The sequence below is a fragment of the Kineosporia sp. NBRC 101677 genome, from assembly GCF_030269265.1.
Classification (GTDB): Bacteria; Actinomycetota; Actinomycetes; order Actinomycetales; family Kineosporiaceae; genus Kineosporia; species Kineosporia rhizophila.
Window position 1 is genome coordinate 401,268 of record NZ_BSTA01000004.1, and the last position, 14,441, is coordinate 415,708.

Sequence of the window (14,441 nt, forward strand, 5' to 3'; positions counted from 1 at the left end):
GGGTCCGTCCGAGCGAGCGCGGGAGCAACCTGGCGTGTCCACGACATCCTCCGACGTAACCACCCGGGTGCCCACCCGGCGCCTGTTCACCTCGGTCGGCCTGTGCGTGCTGCTGTCCCTGCCCGCCGTGGTCGTGCGGTTCTCGGGCCTGCACGTCGAGCCGGTGGTGGCGATGCTGGTGTTCGGGGCCGCGGTCTTCGCCGCCTCGTTCGTGCTGGCCTGGGCGGCCGAGGCGGCCCAGGTGGACATCTCCGGGGGCCTGGCGATCGCCATCCTGGCCCTGATCGCGGTGCTGCCCGAGTACGCGGTCGACCTGTACTACGCCTACACGGCAGGCAGTAATCCCGACTACGTGCAGTACGCGGCGGCGAACATGACCGGCTCGAACCGGTTGCTGCTCGGGCTGGGCTGGCCGGTGGTGGTGCTGGTCGGCCTGTGGGGTCTGCGCCGGGTGCACGACCGGCGTGGGCACGTGCTGCCGCTCGACGCGGGCAACCGTCTGGAGCTCGGATTCCTGCTGTTCGCGGGCGTCTTCGCGTTCATCATGCCGCTCACCGCGCAGATCCACGTGTGGATGGGCGGGCTGCTGTTCATCTGGTTCGGCTACTACGCCTACCGGCTCAGCCGCGGCCCGGTCGAGGAGCCGAAGCTGCGCGGCACGTCGGCGGTGATCGGGGCGCTGCCCATCACCACCCGGCGCTGGACGCTGGTGGCGCTGTTCGTGTTCGCGGCGGCGGTGGTGCTGATCGCCGCCGAGCCGTTCGCCCACAGCCTGGTGGAGGGCGGCGAGGACCTCGGGATCGACGAGTTCCTGCTGGTGCAGTGGGTGGCGCCGCTGGCCTCGGAGGCCCCGGAGTTCATCATCGCGATCATGTTCGCCGCGCGGGGCAACGCGACGGCGGCGATCGGCACGCTGATCTCGGCGAAGGTCAACCAGTGGACGCTCCTGGTGGGCTCCCTGCCGATGGCCTACTGGGCGGGTGGGGGCGAGCCGGCGCTGCCGCTCGACGACCGGCAGGTCGAGGAGATGCTGCTGACGGCCGCGCAGACCATGCTCGGCATCGCGCTGATCCTGGGGCTGCGGTTCCACCGCTGGTCCGCCTGGCTGCTCCTGGCCCTGTTCCTGGTGCAGTTCCCGGTCACCAGCACCGAGGGCCGGGTGATCCTGTGCGGCGTGTACGGCCTGGCCGCCCTGGTCGCCCTGGCGCTGAACTTCCGCCACCTGCTGCCCACGCTGCGGGCCCCGTTCACCAAGGACCTGATCCCCGAGTCGGAGTACGCCGGGCATCAGCCCTGATGGCCGGGAGCCAGCGTGTGGGCGTGCGGTCGTCGCCGGCCGGTGCCAGGGTCGCGGGTATGGCGAACAAGGAGAACCCCGAGCTGGTCGAGCAGCAGGGAGTGAACGAAGGAACCGGCGCCGAGCCCGCGGCCACCGACGCCCCGGCACCGGACGTGCTGCGCGGCGGCGACGTGAGCCAGGCCCCCGACCGGCGGCAGGCGCTGGCCGGCTACCCGGGCCAGAAGATCGATGAGCAGGCTGCCGGTGAGGCCCCTCCGCACCGTAAGGACGGGGTGTCCGGCCAGGACGCCGGGTTGATGGACTGATCAGGCCTCGCGCAACAGCTGGGCCAGGCTCTTGGCCGGGTGACCGGTGATGTCCTCGACGGCGGTGCTGACGGTGGCCAGCTCTCCGGCGGCGATGGCGGTGTAGGTGGAGATCCACGCCTTCACCAGCCACTCCGGGGCCCCGTAGCCCGCCCGAGAGGCCCGGGCCTGGGCCAGGGTCTCGTTCTCGAAGCGCACCGGCCGCCCGGTCACCTCGGTGATCGTGGCCGCGACCTCCCCCAGCGTAAGAGCCTCCGGCCCGGTGAGGTCCCAGCTGCGACCGGCATGCCCGGCTGGATCGCGCAGCACCGCGACGGCCACCTCGGCGATGTCGTCCTGGGCCACGGCCGCCACCCGCCCCTCGCCGGCCGGCCCCCGCATCACCCCGTCGTCGCCGGCCATCCCGGGCAGGAAGTCGGCGTACAGGTTGTCGCGCAGGAAGGTGAAGGCCACCCCGCTGGAGCGCAGATGCTGCTCGGTGTGCCAGTGGTCGCGGGCGTGCGTGAACGTGGCGTCGGGCGCGGCGCCGAAGAACGAGACGTAGACGATGTGCTCGACCCCGGAGGCGACGGCCGCGTCCACGAAGGCGCAGTGCTCGTCGACCCGAGTGGGCGACTCGGTGCCGGAGACCATGAACAGCGTCTTCAGGCCGGCCAGCGACTCGCGCACGGCGGGCGTGTCGGCGTAGGTGATCGGCCGCGCCTCGGAGAACTCGGGGGCGCGGGTGACATCGCGCACGAGCAGGCGCTGGGCCACGCCCGCCTCGGCCAGGCGGCGGGCGACGCAACCGCCCAGATTGCCGGTGGAGCCGGTGATACCAAGGGGCGCTGCGGTGACCGTCATGGGCCGCAGCCTGTCAGACGCCCTCCCGGCCGGCCTGCCGGCCATGCTGGTAGCCGGCAGACCGGAGGTGGCCGGAACCCGGTGCTGGTTCTGCTGAGCACCGGGTCCGTCCGCAACCGTAGAGGACTGTTTACTTCGTAGGGATCAGCCCTTGCGCGGGCTGCGGTTCTCCGAGGAGACCATCCAGGCCTGCTTCTCCAGGTCGTGGATGATGCTGTGCAGCAGGTCGGCCGTGGTCGGGTCCTCGTTGTCCACGTCGTCGTGCACGGCGCGCGCGGTGGCCGCGGTCTCGCGCAGCATCAGCGTGATCTTGTCCACCGCCTCGGCGGTGTCGACCTCGTCGGAGCCGAAGTCGCTCAGCGTGGTCTGGGCGCAGACCGCCTTGGGGCCGGCGTCGGGCACCACGTCGAGGGCGCGCATCCGCTCGGCGATCGTGTCGCTGTGCTCGCGGGCCAGGTCGACGATCTCGTCGAGCTGCAGGTGCAGGTCGCGGAAGTTCTTCCCCACGATGTTCCAGTGCGCCTGCTTGCCGTACAGGTGCAGGGCGACCAGGTCGACCAGCACGCGCTGGAGGTTGGCCCCCAGGATCGCGGAGGCGTGGAAACCGGTGTTCCCGGTGTTCTGGGACGCGAAGGTGGTCATGATCGGGCTCCTCTACGTTCGGCTGCTGAGGTCCACCCTGAACCCTTCTTTTGAATCTGTCAAAAGAAGTAGGTGAGGCTAACCTATCTCCATCACTGCAGGTCAGCGCCGGAACGACGGTTGTGCACCGGGTGGGTGGCTGTCACCTGCGTAACTTAGGTAGCACTAACCGTGAGTTGTCCCGCCGATGGGCCCAGCCTGCCGAGTGGCAGGGGCGGCGTTCCCGTGGTGCAGTGACCGACGGTGCAGAAAAGTGCCCCCTCGGTGACTCCCCGTTCGAGAAGAGAGCCTCCCTTGCCTGACGCCCCGGCACCTTCCACCCAACTGCAGGTCTGGCCCGGCAAGGCCTACCCGCTGGGCGCCACCTACGACGGTTACGGCACCAACTTCGCCCTGTTCAGCGAGGTCGCCGAGCGGGTCGAGCTGTGCCTGTTCACCGAGGACGGCACCGAGACCCGGGTCGACCTGCCCGAGGTCGACGCCTTCGTCTGGCACGTCTTCGTGCCCGGGGTCGAGCCCGGCCAGCGCTACGGCTACCGGGTGCACGGCCCCTACGACCCGGCCGCCGGGCACCGCTGCAACCCGAACAAGCTACTGCTCGACCCCTACGCCAAGGCCATCGACGGCCAGTTCGACTGGGACCAGAGCCTGTTCAGCTACGACTTCGGCGACCCGGACAGCCGCAACGACGAGGACTCGGCCGCCGCGATGCCCCGTTCGGTGGTGATCAACCCGTTCTTCGACTGGGGCAACGACCGCCCGCCCCAGCACGAGTACGCGGACCTGGTGATCTACGAGACCCACGTGAAGGGCCTGACCCAGACCCACCCGGACATCCCCGAGGCGATGCGCGGCACCTACTCGGCGATGGCCCACCCGGCGATCATCGAACACCTCACCTCGCTCGGGGTCACCGCGGTCGAGCTGATGCCGGTGCACCACTTCGCCAACGACTCCACGCTGATCGACAAGGGCCTGTCGAACTACTGGGGCTACAACACCATCGGGTTCTTCGCGCCCGACCCCAAGTACAGCTCGATGCCCGCCCCCGGGTCGCAGGTGCAGGAGTTCAAGGCCATGGTGCGGGCCCTGCACGAGGCCAACATCGAGGTCATCCTCGACGTGGTCTACAACCACACCGCCGAGGGCAACCACCTGGGTCCCACGCTGTCGATGCGGGGGATCGACAACGCCGCGTACTACCGGCTGGTGGACGACGACCAGCAGTACTACATGGACTACACCGGCACCGGGAACTCGCTGAACGTGCGTCACCCGCACGCCCTTCAGCTGCTCATGGACTCGCTGCGTTACTGGGTCACCGAGATGCACGTCGACGGCTTCCGTTTCGACCTGGCCTCCACCCTGGCCCGCGAGTTCTACGACGTGGACCGGCTTTCCAGCTTCTTCGAACTGGTGCAGCAGGATCCGACGGTCAGCCAGGTGAAACTGATTGCCGAGCCTTGGGACGTCGGTCCTGGCGGCTACCAGGTCGGTAACTTCCCGCCTCAGTGGACTGAGTGGAACGGCAAGTACCGCGACACCGTGCGGGACTTCTGGCGCGGCGAGCCGGCCACCCTGGGTGAGTTCGCGGCCCGGATCACCGGTTCGGCCGATCTCTACGAGCACTCGGCCCGGCGCCCGGTGGCCTCGGTCAACTTCGTCACCGCGCACGACGGCTTCACGCTGCGGGACCTGGTCTCGTACAACGAGAAGCACAACGAGGCCAACGGCGAGGACAACAACGACGGGGAGAGCCACAACCGGTCGTGGAACTGCGGGGTCGAGGGCCCGACCGAGGACGAGTCGGTGCTGGCTCTGCGGGCCCGGCAGCAGCGCAACTTCATCGCCACTCTGCTGCTCTCGCAGGGAGTTCCGATGATCTGCCACGGTGACGAGCTGGGCCGCACGCAGAACGGCAACAACAACGGGTTCTGCCAGGACAGCGAGCTCACCTGGATCGATTGGTCCACGCTGGACGAAGGGCTGCAGGAGTTCACCCGGCAGGCGGCCGCGCTGCGCGCGCAGCACCCGGTGTTCCGGCGCCGGCGCTTCTTCGACGGTCTGCCGGTGCGTCGGCGCGGCCGCGAGGGCGTTCCCGACATCAGCTGGTTCTCACCCGACGGTGAGGAGATGAGCGAGGAGGACTGGGGCAGCGGCTTCGGCAAGGCGGTGGCCATGTTCCTCAACGGCCGGGGCATCACCGGTACCGATGCGCGCGGTCAGCGGATCGTGGACGACTCGTTCGTGCTGATGTTCAACGCGCACCACGAGGACCTGCAGTTCGTGCTGCCGCCGGTGGAGTACGGCAAGCAGTGGCAGGTGGTGCTCGACTCCCAGCCCTCGCAGGAGGAGCCGACCACCGTCGAGGCGGCCGGGAAGCTGCTGGTCGAGGCCCGGTCCCTGGTGGTCCTGGGCTGCGCCCACGCCTGAGGTCAGGCGGCCGGGTCGTGGGAGGCGGTGGCCGGCGTCCAGGTGACGTCGAGCCACAGCCGGTCCCCGCTGACCAGCCGGCTGACCTCCACCCGGCCCGCCTGGGCGTCGCCCGTGCTCGGCGGGGCCGGGGTCTCGGCGATCTGCTCGGCCCCGTCCACCACCACGCTCAGTGAGACCTGGTCGGCCCGGGCCACCACGGCCACCCGGGCGCTCGACCGGGCTCCGGTGAGCACCGCGATCACCGGTTCGGTGAGCGCCCGGCGGGCCGGCAGGGGCACCTCGGGCAGGGCGCCGCGCATCGAGGCCTGCACCGAGATGCCGCGGCGCTCGGCCACGTCGATGCAGGCGTGGATCTCGTGCTCCAGCGGGTCGGCCACCTCGTCGCTCTCGGCGAACAGCCGGCGCATCCGGGCGGCCTCGACCGAGCAGGCCTGCTGGACCTGGGGGTCGCCCGGGTCGTACCGGCCGCTGGCGATGCCCTCGAGCAGGGGAGCGGTGGTGGCGGCGAGCTCGTCGTAGCGGGTCTGCCGATCGGTGTGTACCTGCTCGGCGACCTGCTCGGAAAGGCGCAGCCGGGCCTCCTCGGCAGCCGTGCGCCGGGCCACCGCCCCGGACTGCTGCAGGGCCACCGCGGCCACCGCCACGGCCCCCTGCCAGCAGGCCACCAGCAGGCTGGTCACGCCCATCTCGACCAGCGTGGGCTCGTTGCCCTGCCCGGCCACGAGCACCTGCCCCAGGGTGATCAGCTGCTGCAGGCCCAGGGCGCCGAAGAACCAGCCCAGCGGCAGGTCCATCAGCAGCAGCACGGCGTACCAGCCGAAGATCTTCCATGACCAGTGCGGAGGCAGGATCAGCTGCTCGGGCTCGACCGACGCGGTGGCCAGCACCGTGGCCACCAGGGCCACCCCCACCATCGGCCAGCGGGCCCGGCCCCAGGGCCGGTCGAGGGCCACCATCGCGATCGCCGTGAACAGCAGCACGACCAGCGCGGCCAGACAGGCGTACTGCAGCGGCGCCGAGGTGTAGGCCTGCGGGCTGGTCAGCGCGATGGGCAGGAACCAGGCGCACAGCACCGCGGAGGTCACGCCGAGCACCGCGATCCGCAGCCCGCGCAGGAACTCGTCGGCGATGACCACCCCGGCCACCACCCCCGCCGTGGTCGTCGACTCAGGCATCGGCCCACTCCAGACGCACGACGGTGCCCGGCCGGGGGCGGAGGTGACCGAGCCGGTGCCGCCGGCCCGGTGCATCCGGGAGACGATCGACTCGGCGATCCCCCGGCGGTGCAGGGGAACCTGCGAGGGGTCGAAACCACGCCCGCGGTCGCGGATCTCGACCACCAGCCGGCCGTGGTCGTGCTGCACCGACAGGTCGGCCTCGGAGACCGAGGCGTGCCGGGCGACGTTGGCGAGGGCCTCGCGCACGCTGTCGCGGATCGCGATGGCCGGCATCGAGGGCAGCATCAGGGTCTGCGGTGGGCGGTAGGAGACGGCCACCCCGCCCGCCGCGGTGGTCTCGGCGAGCATGGTGGCCAGGTCGAGCACCGGGGCCGGGCGCACCGCCCGGACCTCGGGGTCGAGCATCTGCAGGTCCCGGCGGGCCTGCTGCTGCAGCCACTCGCTGCGCCGGGGCACGGTGCCCTGCCCGACCATGAGCAGGGTGGCCGCCGCGGTGTCGTGCAGGGTGGCCAGGTGTTCACGCTCGTCGGCGCGCCGGGCCCGGCTCACCTCGGCAGCGGCCCGCTCCCGGTCACCGGCGGCCAGGACCTCGTCGGCCCGCCGTCCGCCCCGCCGCACCATCACGAACAGCCCGCGGGAGAGCACCGCGTCGGCGAGCAGCCAGATCGCCGGTGCGGGCCAGGTGCCGCCTTCGCCGCCGGTCGCCCCCTCGATGCCCACCCAGTAGCCGGCCACCAGCAGCACTGCGGCGAGCGCGCCCACCCGGGCCGAGGTGTGCCACTGGTAGCTGACGATCGTCATCGCCACCAGCGCGTTCATCCAGCCGGTGCCGTCCGGCACGCTGTTCGGCGGGATCAGCCAGTACTGCCCGGCCAGCACCCCGCACACCACCGCCAGGTCGGCGGTGAGCCAGAGCCCGCCGACCGGTTCGCCGCCGGGCAGTCGCAGCAGGCGCAGGCAGAACACCAGGGTCCAGGCGATCAGCCCGGCGGTGACTATCGCGGCGGTCAGCAGCCGGGTGCCCTCGACCAGGAACAGGCCGATGCTGCCGCAGCCCACGGTGACGACCAGACGGCTGTAGGCAGCCCACCGCCGGCTGATGCGCAGCATCGACCGCTCGACGGGCTGGGGTTCCGGCACGGGAGGAGTATCCCAGAACAGTCCTACTGGCGAGTCGGGGTTCGCAGGGCCGACGATGCAGCCGAGGGTCCGGCCGGCGGTCTAGCCGACGACGTGCTCGGCGGTGAAGGTGTCCGGGCCGGCCTGGACCAGGCGCCAGACCCGCAGGTCCTTCCCGGTGCCGCCGCTGTCCTTCTCGTAGAACTTCACGGTGCCCTCGTCGCGGCGCGAGCTGCCCCGGACCACGTAGCCGTTGCCGTGGTCGATGGTGAACTCGGAGACCGTGCCGAGCAGGTCCTCCAGGCTCTGGACGGGCTGCCCGCCACCCATGGCGAGGATTCGGTAGGCGCGGCCGGACACGATGGGTGAAGGTGTGGACATGCTGATCCTCCGGACCGCGGGGTTGGACTCTCGTCCATGGGTGACTCTTCAGTAAGAATCACCCCAAAGGCCCCAGGGCGCCAGGTCAGGTGCAGGCTGGGGCACCCGCCGGCGGATCTGGGCGCCGGACGGGCCGTCTGCGCCGGAACGGGCCGAAACATTAGGTGAGTGAACGCTGACTAAATTGTCCGTTCATCGACTGTACGCATCGAGTCTGGTGTCTGCCCACCGTGGCCCCGTTAGCGTCCGGGTGACCCACGGCTGACCAGCACCCGTGGATGTGAAGTCCGGGAGATCCTGATGAGAAACCTGCCCATGCTCGGGCTGACGCACGGAAACCGAAGTGCCGTCACCTGTCACCTCAAGTGCGACAGCGCCTGCGCCCGCCCGGCTCCCAACTCCAGCTGCGAACCGTCCTTCCAGAGCATCGCCTCCGCCGCGCTGAGCCGCCGCACCCTGCTGGCCGGGGGCGGGGTTCTGGCTGCGGCCGTGGCCATGCCGGTGGTGCACGCGCAGGGCGCCGAGGCCGCTGCCTCGGGCACCTGGGCCACGCCCTCCCCGCTGCGGTTCACGCCGATCGAGTCGGTCGAGGCCACCGTCGACGCCTTCACGGTGCCCAAGGGCTTCCGCTGGGACCCGATCATCCGCTGGGGCGACCCGCTGTTCAAGAACTCCCCGGAGTTCGACCCGACCAAGCCCGACGCCAAGGCCCAGGCCCTGCAGTTCGGCTACAACAACGACTACCTCGACATCATCGAGACGAACAAGCGCGGCACCGAGGCGCTGCTGGTGTGCAACCACGAGTACACCAACCGTCAGATCATGTTCCCGCCCACCACTTCCGAGGCCGAAGAGGCCGAGGTGCTGCGCACGCTCAAGGCCGCGCACGGGATGGCCGTGGTCGAGCTGGAGCGCCGCCGCCGCGGTGAGAAGTGGGAGTACGTGCGCGGGGCGAAGAACAACCGGCGGATCACCGCCGACACCCCGTTCCTGATCGACGGCCCGGCGGCCGGCTCGGCCCTGCTGAAGACCAAGGACGACCCGGAGGGCGTGCTCGCGCTCGGCACCTTCGGCAACTGCGCCGGTGGCACGACCCCCTGGGGCACCGTGCTTTCCGGTGAGGAGAACTTCAACGGCTACTTCGTCGCCGACCCGGCGGCCCGGGGCAGCAAGCGCTACGGCCTGACCAACACCCCCAGCAGCTACGGCTGGGAGAAGGTCGACCCGCGCTTCGACGCCACCAAGGCCGGCTACGCCAACGAGCCCCACCGGTTCGGCTGGATCGTCGAGATCGACCCCACCGACCCGAAGTCCACGCCGGTCAAGCACACCGCGATGGGCCGGATGAAGCACGAGGGCGCCAACGTCCGGGTGGACTCCGACGGCACCGTGGTCGCCTACATGGGCGACGACGAGCGCTTCGACTACCTGTACAAGTTCGTCGCCAAGAACAAGTTCCGCAAGGGCGACTCCCGCGCGGCCCGCAAGCACAACCTCAAGCTGCTGAGCGAGGGCGACCTCTACGTCGCCAAGTTCACCGGTGAGATGCGCCAGGACAACGCGAACCTCGGCTCCGGCACCTGGATCCCGCTGACCAAGGACGGCAAGTCGGCGGTTCCCGGCTTCACCCTGGACGAGGTGCTGGTCTTCACCCGGGAGGCGGCCGACGCGGTCAAGGCCACCCCGATGGACCGTTGCGAGGACGTCCAGCCCTCGCTGAAGTCAGGCAAGGTCTACGTCGCCTGCACCAACAACACCAACCGGGGCGCCGACGGCAAGCCCGCCCCGGACGCGGCGAACCCGGTGAAGGGCAACAAGAACGGCCACATCATCGAGATCACCGAGCGCAAGAACAAGGCCGACGCCACGAAGTTCGAGTGGAACCTGTTCATGGTGTGCGGTGACACCGACGAGGCCGGCACGTACTTCGCCGGCTGGGACGGCCCGGTGGCGCCGATCTCCTGCCCGGACAACGTGGCCTTCGACTCGGCCGGCAACCTGTGGATCTCCACCGACGGCCAGCCGGGCACGATCAGCAAGAACGACGGCCTGTTCCGGGTGCCGGTGGCCGGCAAGGAGCGCGGCCACCTGGTGCAGTTCCTGGCTGTGCCGGTCGAGGCCGAGACCTGCGGCCCGGTCGTCCACGACAAGGACGGCTCGGTCTTCGTGGCGGTGCAGCACCCGGGTGAGAACGGCACCTGGGCCGCGCAGCACTCCTACTTCCCGGACTACGTGAAGGACGGCCAGAAGCCGGGCAAGGGCGACTGGCGCGGCCCGCGTCCGTCGGTCGTCCAGATCACCCGCAAGTAGGTCACCCGCAAAGAGCCGAGTGCGCCCCTGTCCCGGTCACCGGGGCAGGGGAGCACTCGTGTCGAGCCGGACGCTGAGAAGTGGCCCGGTCAGCACCTCTTCGGTGAGAACGGCCCGGATCTGCTGCTCGATCAGGGCCAGGGCGGCGGGTGCCCGCCGCACCCCGGGAACCAGCTTCTCCTGCAGGCGGTCCCAGTAGGGCCGGGGCTCCCACCTCGGCCGGGAGTAGGGCCGGCCGGGCTCGAAACCCTCCAGACGCTCGCTGTCGCGCCAGTGCTCGAAGCGCACCGATGAACCGCTGTCGTGCAGGACCAGCGTGTCCGTACCTTCCGAAAGTGCTTTAAGGACGATTGTTCGCAGCCCTTCAGTGCCCTGTTCCTCGTAGCCGAAGGCCCAGCGGTTGAGCAGACCTGCGCGCAGCATCCGGGAATCGGCCGACCAGGGAACCGTGTGGGCCTCGCTCGCCGGTGCGCCGTAACCGGCCAGGACCTGCTCGGCGGAGATGCCGCGGGTGAAGGTGATGGTGAAGCCGGCTCCGGTGGGGGCGGTCAGGGTCCACGGAGCGCGCTCGGCCGCCATGCCGGAAATGGTAGACACGCCCTCCTCGCCGGAACAGGGCTCCCGGCGGCCCGGGCGGTGTCCGGCCCGTCTTTCGATCGGTGCTCGACTGGCGCTCGGTCGGGGATCGGGCATCCTGACCGGATGTCTGCACCCGAACCGGAACTGGACCCCGAGGTGTACCCGCCGATCGACCCGCGCGAGCCCGTCCCCGACGACCCGGGCGAACTGCTGCCGGACACCCCCGAGACGCTGCCGCCGGCTCCCGCCGAACCCGGGCCGGGAGACCCGGAGGACCCGGACGGGGTGCCCGAACCCATCTGAGCAGCTCCCAGGGGCGGAACTTGCCAAGGGGGTAAGGCTAGCCTTACCTTTCGTCGCCGGACCAAGTGACGGAAGAACCCTGACTGGAGAGCTCGTGACGCCTGCGATCGACGCGCCCGCAGGCGACCCGGTCGCGCGCACGCAGCACCGGATCACCCGGGTGCGGGTCAGCACCGGCCTGGCCGGCATCCTCGGCCTGGTCGTGCTGCTGGTCCTCTCGATTGCCCTCAGCCTGATGATCGGCTCCGGCAGCGTGCCGCTGAGCGACGTCTGGCAGGGTGTGTTCAGCCCCGACCGCTCGGTCGAGGGGCAGCTGATCATGCAGGAGCTGCGCATCCCGCGCACCGTGGCCGGGCTGCTCGCCGGGGCCGGCCTGGGCCTGGCCGGTGCGGTGATCCAGGGGGTGACCCGCAACCCGCTGGCCGACCCCGGACTGCTCGGGATCAACGCCGGCGCCTCTGCGGCCGTCGTGTTCGCCCTCGGCTGGCTCGGCCTGACCTCGGCCGACGTGTACATCTGGTTCGGCTTCCTGGGCGCCGCCCTCGCCGCCACCCTGGTCTACGGCATCGGCTCGCTGGGCCGCGAAGGCGCCACCCCGGTCAAGCTGGCCCTGGCCGGGCAGGCCGCCAGCGCCGCCCTGCTCGCCCTCACCACGGCGATGCTGCTGAAAGACACCGAGACCTACGACCGCTACCGGTTCTGGCAGGTCGGCTCGCTGGTCGGCCGGGACAGCGCGGTGCTCGGCCAGGCCGCGCCGTTCATCGCCGTGGGGGTGGTCCTCGCCCTGCTGCTCGGTCCGCAGCTGAACGCCCTGGCCCTGGGTGACGACGTGGCCCGCGGCCTGGGCCAGAAGGTCGGCCTGGTCCGGGTGGTCAGTGCGGTCGCGGTGGTGCTGCTCACCGGGGCGGCCACGGTGGTCGCCGGGCCGATCGCCTTCGTCGGGCTGGTGGTGCCGCACGCCGCCCGCATGCTGGCCGGGGCCGACTACCGCTGGCTGATCCCCTACAGCCTGCTGCTGGCGCCCTCGCTGCTGCTGGTCTCCGACGTGCTCGGCCGGCTGATCGCCCGGCCCGGTGAGCTGCAGGTCGGCATCATCACCGCCGCCGTCGGGGCGATCCCGTTCATCCTCCTGGTCCGCCGACGGAAGATGGCCGAGCTGTGAGCAGTACTGTCCTGGCCGACGTCGAGGTCCTGACCCGGGCCCGCCACAGCGGCCGCGGCCGGGAGATCGGCGTGACCGCCGTCCTGGTCACCGGCATCGTGGCGATGCTGGTGCTCAGCCTCTCGTTCGGCGACTTCCGCATCCCCTTCGCCGACGTGGTCAGCACCCTGCTCGGCCAGGGCGATGCCGGCAATCACTTCATCATCGTCGAACTGCGTCTGCCCCGGGCGGTCACCGGGCTCTGCGTCGGGCTGGCTCTCGGGCTGGCCGGCGCCCTGTTCCAGGCGCTCCTGCGCAACCCGCTGGCCAGCCCGGACATGATCGGGGTGACCCAGGGGGCGGGTGTGGGCGCGGTGGTGGCCGCGATCACCTTCGGGGTCAGCGGTTTCGCCCTGTCGGCCTCGGCCCTGACCGGCGCCCTGGTCACCTCGACCCTGATCTACCTGCTGGCCTGGCAGCGCGGTGTGGCCGGGTACCGGCTGATCCTGATCGGCATCGGCGTGGCCGGAGCCTCCGCCTCGGTCATCTCCTACCTGATGACCAGCGCCGACGTGACCGTGGCGCAGGACGCCCTGGTCTGGCTCACCGGCTCGCTGAACGGCTCCTCGCTGGAGGCGTTCTACCCGCTGCTGATCGGCCTGGTCGTGCTGCTGCCGCTGACCGTGGTGGCCGCCCGGCCGCTGCCCGCCCTGCAGATGGGCGACGACACGGCCGCCGGTCTCGGCGTGCCGGTCGAGCGCAGCCGCCGGTTCCTGCTGATCTGCGCGGTGGGGCTGACCGGGGTGGCGGTGGCCGCCGCCGGCCCGGTCAACTTCGTGGCGTTCGTGGCCGGGCCGGTGGCCCGCCGCCTGCTGCCGGCCAAGCCGGCCGCGCTGTTCCAGGCCGCGCTGGTCGGCGCACTCCTGATGCTGGTGGCGGACTTCGCCGCGCAGCACCTGCTGTGGTCCACGCAGTTCCCGGTGGGGGTGGTCACCAGCCTGATCGGTGCGCCCTACCTGCTGTGGCTGCTCTCGCGGGCCAACCGGATCGGCAAGGGTGGGTAGTACACGATGACGGCCGAACACACGCTCGGGGCCCGGGACCTGCACCTGGGCTACGACGGGCAGAAGGTGGTCGAGGGCCTCGACCTGGACGTCCCGCCGGGCCGGGTGACGATGATCGTGGGCCCGAACGCCTGCGGGAAGTCGACCACCCTGCGCGCGATGGCCCGCCTGCTGGCCCCCACCTCGGGGCAGATCCTGCTGGACGGCAAGGACATCCAGAAGACGCCCACCAAGGAGGTGGCGAGCGTACTGGGCATCCTGCCGCAGACCCCGGTGGCCCCCGACGGCATCATCGTCAGCGATCTGGTCGGCCGCGGCCGTTACCCGCACCAGGGCTGGCTGCGCAAATGGACGGCCGAGGACGACCAGGCGGTCGCCGAGGCGATGCGCGCCACCAGCGTGCTGGAGCTGGCTTCCCGCCCGGTGGAAGCGCTTTCGGGTGGTCAGCGCCAAAGAGTCTGGATCGCCATGGCTCTGGCCCAGCGCACCGACCTGCTGCTGCTCGACGAGCCCACCACCTACCTCGACGTGGCGCACCAGCTCGAGGTTCTCGACCTGCTGATCGACCTGAACACCACCCGGGGCACCACCGTGGTGGTGGTGCTGCACGACCTGAACCTGGCCTGCCGCTACGCCGATCACCTGATCGCGATGCGGGCCGGAAAGGTGATGGCGGTGGGGGATCCGCGGGAGGTGGTCACCGCCGGCCTGATCGAGGACATCTTCGGGATGCGGTGTTCGGTTGTGCCCGACCCGATCTCGGGCAGCCCGATGATCGTGCCGATCGGCCGGCACCGTGTCGCAACCGAAACCGGTTGACAGCTTAGGTAATGCTAACCT

The 14,441-nt window shown here is 70.7% G+C and carries 13 protein-coding genes; 8 read left to right on the forward strand and 5 right to left on the reverse strand.

The features are described 5' to 3' along the window. The first annotated feature begins 34 nt into the window (after window positions 1-34). Together QSK18_RS14590 and QSK18_RS14595 are read left to right on the forward strand one after the other, a co-directional pair. Window positions 35-1,297, forward strand: a complete 1,263-nt coding sequence (locus QSK18_RS14590; RefSeq protein WP_285619566.1) for a calcium:cation antiporter family protein — start codon at window positions 35-37, stop codon at window positions 1,295-1,297. 59 nt (window positions 1,298-1,356) lie between these two features. Next, on the forward strand, window positions 1,357-1,605 hold the full coding sequence (locus tag QSK18_RS14595) for a hypothetical protein (RefSeq protein ID WP_232811819.1): 249 nt from the start codon (window positions 1,357-1,359) through the stop codon (window positions 1,603-1,605). On the opposite strand, the gene QSK18_RS14600 is transcribed toward QSK18_RS14595, so the two are convergent. Both QSK18_RS14600 and QSK18_RS14605 read right to left on the reverse strand, forming a co-directional pair. Further along, on the reverse strand, window positions 1,606-2,448 hold the full coding sequence (locus tag QSK18_RS14600) for an SDR family oxidoreductase (RefSeq protein ID WP_285619568.1): 843 nt from the start codon (window positions 2,446-2,448) through the stop codon (window positions 1,606-1,608). A 144-nt stretch (window positions 2,449-2,592) separates the two neighbouring features. Then, window positions 2,593-3,090: a Dps family protein gene (locus tag QSK18_RS14605; RefSeq protein ID WP_232811817.1), complete on the reverse strand. Its 498-nt coding sequence runs from the start codon at window positions 3,088-3,090 to the stop codon at window positions 2,593-2,595. 294 nt (window positions 3,091-3,384) lie between these two features. Between QSK18_RS14605 and glgX the strand changes: the two genes are divergently transcribed. After that, a complete protein-coding gene (glgX, locus tag QSK18_RS14610; RefSeq protein ID WP_285619572.1) occupies window positions 3,385-5,523 on the forward strand; it encodes a glycogen debranching protein GlgX in 2,139 nt (712 codons plus the stop codon). 2 nt (window positions 5,524-5,525) lie between these two features. On the opposite strand, the gene QSK18_RS14615 is transcribed toward glgX, so the two are convergent. Both QSK18_RS14615 and QSK18_RS14620 read right to left on the reverse strand, forming a co-directional pair. After that, the gene (locus QSK18_RS14615; RefSeq protein ID WP_285619574.1) at window positions 5,526-7,844 is read right to left on the reverse strand and encodes a sensor histidine kinase; all 2,319 of its coding nucleotides are present in this window, start codon (window positions 7,842-7,844) and stop codon (window positions 5,526-5,528) included. 81 nt (window positions 7,845-7,925) lie between these two features. After that, a complete protein-coding gene (locus QSK18_RS14620; RefSeq protein ID WP_232811813.1) occupies window positions 7,926-8,204 on the reverse strand; it encodes a hypothetical protein in 279 nt (92 codons plus the stop codon). 300 nt (window positions 8,205-8,504) lie between these two features. Here QSK18_RS14620 and QSK18_RS14625 point away from each other — a divergent pair, with 300 nt between their 5' ends. Continuing rightward, window positions 8,505-10,514: a PhoX family protein gene (locus QSK18_RS14625; RefSeq protein ID WP_285619576.1), complete on the forward strand. Its 2,010-nt coding sequence runs from the start codon at window positions 8,505-8,507 to the stop codon at window positions 10,512-10,514. A 36-nt stretch (window positions 10,515-10,550) separates the two neighbouring features. Here QSK18_RS14625 and QSK18_RS14630 read toward each other — a convergent pair whose 3' ends face one another. Continuing rightward, complete coding sequence (locus QSK18_RS14630) at window positions 10,551-11,093, reverse strand: hypothetical protein (RefSeq protein WP_285619578.1); 543 nt, start codon at window positions 11,091-11,093, stop codon at window positions 10,551-10,553. A 123-nt stretch (window positions 11,094-11,216) separates the two neighbouring features. On the opposite strand from QSK18_RS14630, the gene QSK18_RS14635 reads away from it, so the two are divergent. The 4 genes from QSK18_RS14635 (at window position 11,217) to QSK18_RS14650 (ending at window position 14,420) form a co-directional block, all read left to right on the forward strand. Beyond that, window positions 11,217-11,396 carry a hypothetical protein gene (locus tag QSK18_RS14635; protein WP_232811810.1) on the forward strand — a complete coding sequence of 60 codons (180 nt, stop codon included), beginning with the start codon at window positions 11,217-11,219 and terminating at the stop codon, window positions 11,394-11,396. Between the two features lie 151 nt (window positions 11,397-11,547). Further along, entirely contained in the window at window positions 11,548-12,558 is a 1,011-nt protein-coding gene (locus QSK18_RS14640) for a FecCD family ABC transporter permease (RefSeq protein WP_352396558.1), read from the forward strand. After that, a complete protein-coding gene (locus QSK18_RS14645) occupies window positions 12,555-13,601 on the forward strand; it encodes a FecCD family ABC transporter permease (protein ID WP_232811808.1) in 1,047 nt (348 codons plus the stop codon). The genes QSK18_RS14640 and QSK18_RS14645 overlap by 4 nt, the downstream gene beginning before the upstream one ends. A 6-nt stretch (window positions 13,602-13,607) precedes the next feature. Continuing rightward, complete coding sequence (locus tag QSK18_RS14650; RefSeq protein WP_285619581.1) at window positions 13,608-14,420, forward strand: ABC transporter ATP-binding protein; 813 nt, start codon at window positions 13,608-13,610, stop codon at window positions 14,418-14,420. Window positions 14,421-14,441: the final 21 nt, after the last annotated feature.

What these genes read in the sequence shown, in the direction of transcription:
- QSK18_RS14595 (WP_232811819.1), top strand. Translation starts at nt 1,357, where the DNA reads ATGGCGAACAAGGAGAACCCCGAGCTGGTCGAGCAGCAGGGAGTGAAC.
- QSK18_RS14600 (WP_285619568.1), bottom strand. Translation starts at nt 2,448, where the DNA reads ATGACGGTCACCGCAGCGCCCCTTGGTATCACCGGCTCCACCGGCAAT.
- QSK18_RS14605 (WP_232811817.1), bottom strand. Translation starts at nt 3,090, where the DNA reads ATGACCACCTTCGCGTCCCAGAACACCGGGAACACCGGTTTCCACGCC.
- QSK18_RS14620 (WP_232811813.1), bottom strand. Translation starts at nt 8,204, where the DNA reads ATGTCCACACCTTCACCCATCGTGTCCGGCCGCGCCTACCGAATCCTC.
- QSK18_RS14625 (WP_285619576.1), top strand. Translation starts at nt 8,505, where the DNA reads ATGAGAAACCTGCCCATGCTCGGGCTGACGCACGGAAACCGAAGTGCC.
- QSK18_RS14630 (WP_285619578.1), bottom strand. Translation starts at nt 11,093, where the DNA reads ATGGCGGCCGAGCGCGCTCCGTGGACCCTGACCGCCCCCACCGGAGCC.
- QSK18_RS14635 (WP_232811810.1), top strand. Translation starts at nt 11,217, where the DNA reads ATGTCTGCACCCGAACCGGAACTGGACCCCGAGGTGTACCCGCCGATC.
- QSK18_RS14650 (WP_285619581.1), top strand. Translation starts at nt 13,608, where the DNA reads ATGACGGCCGAACACACGCTCGGGGCCCGGGACCTGCACCTGGGCTAC.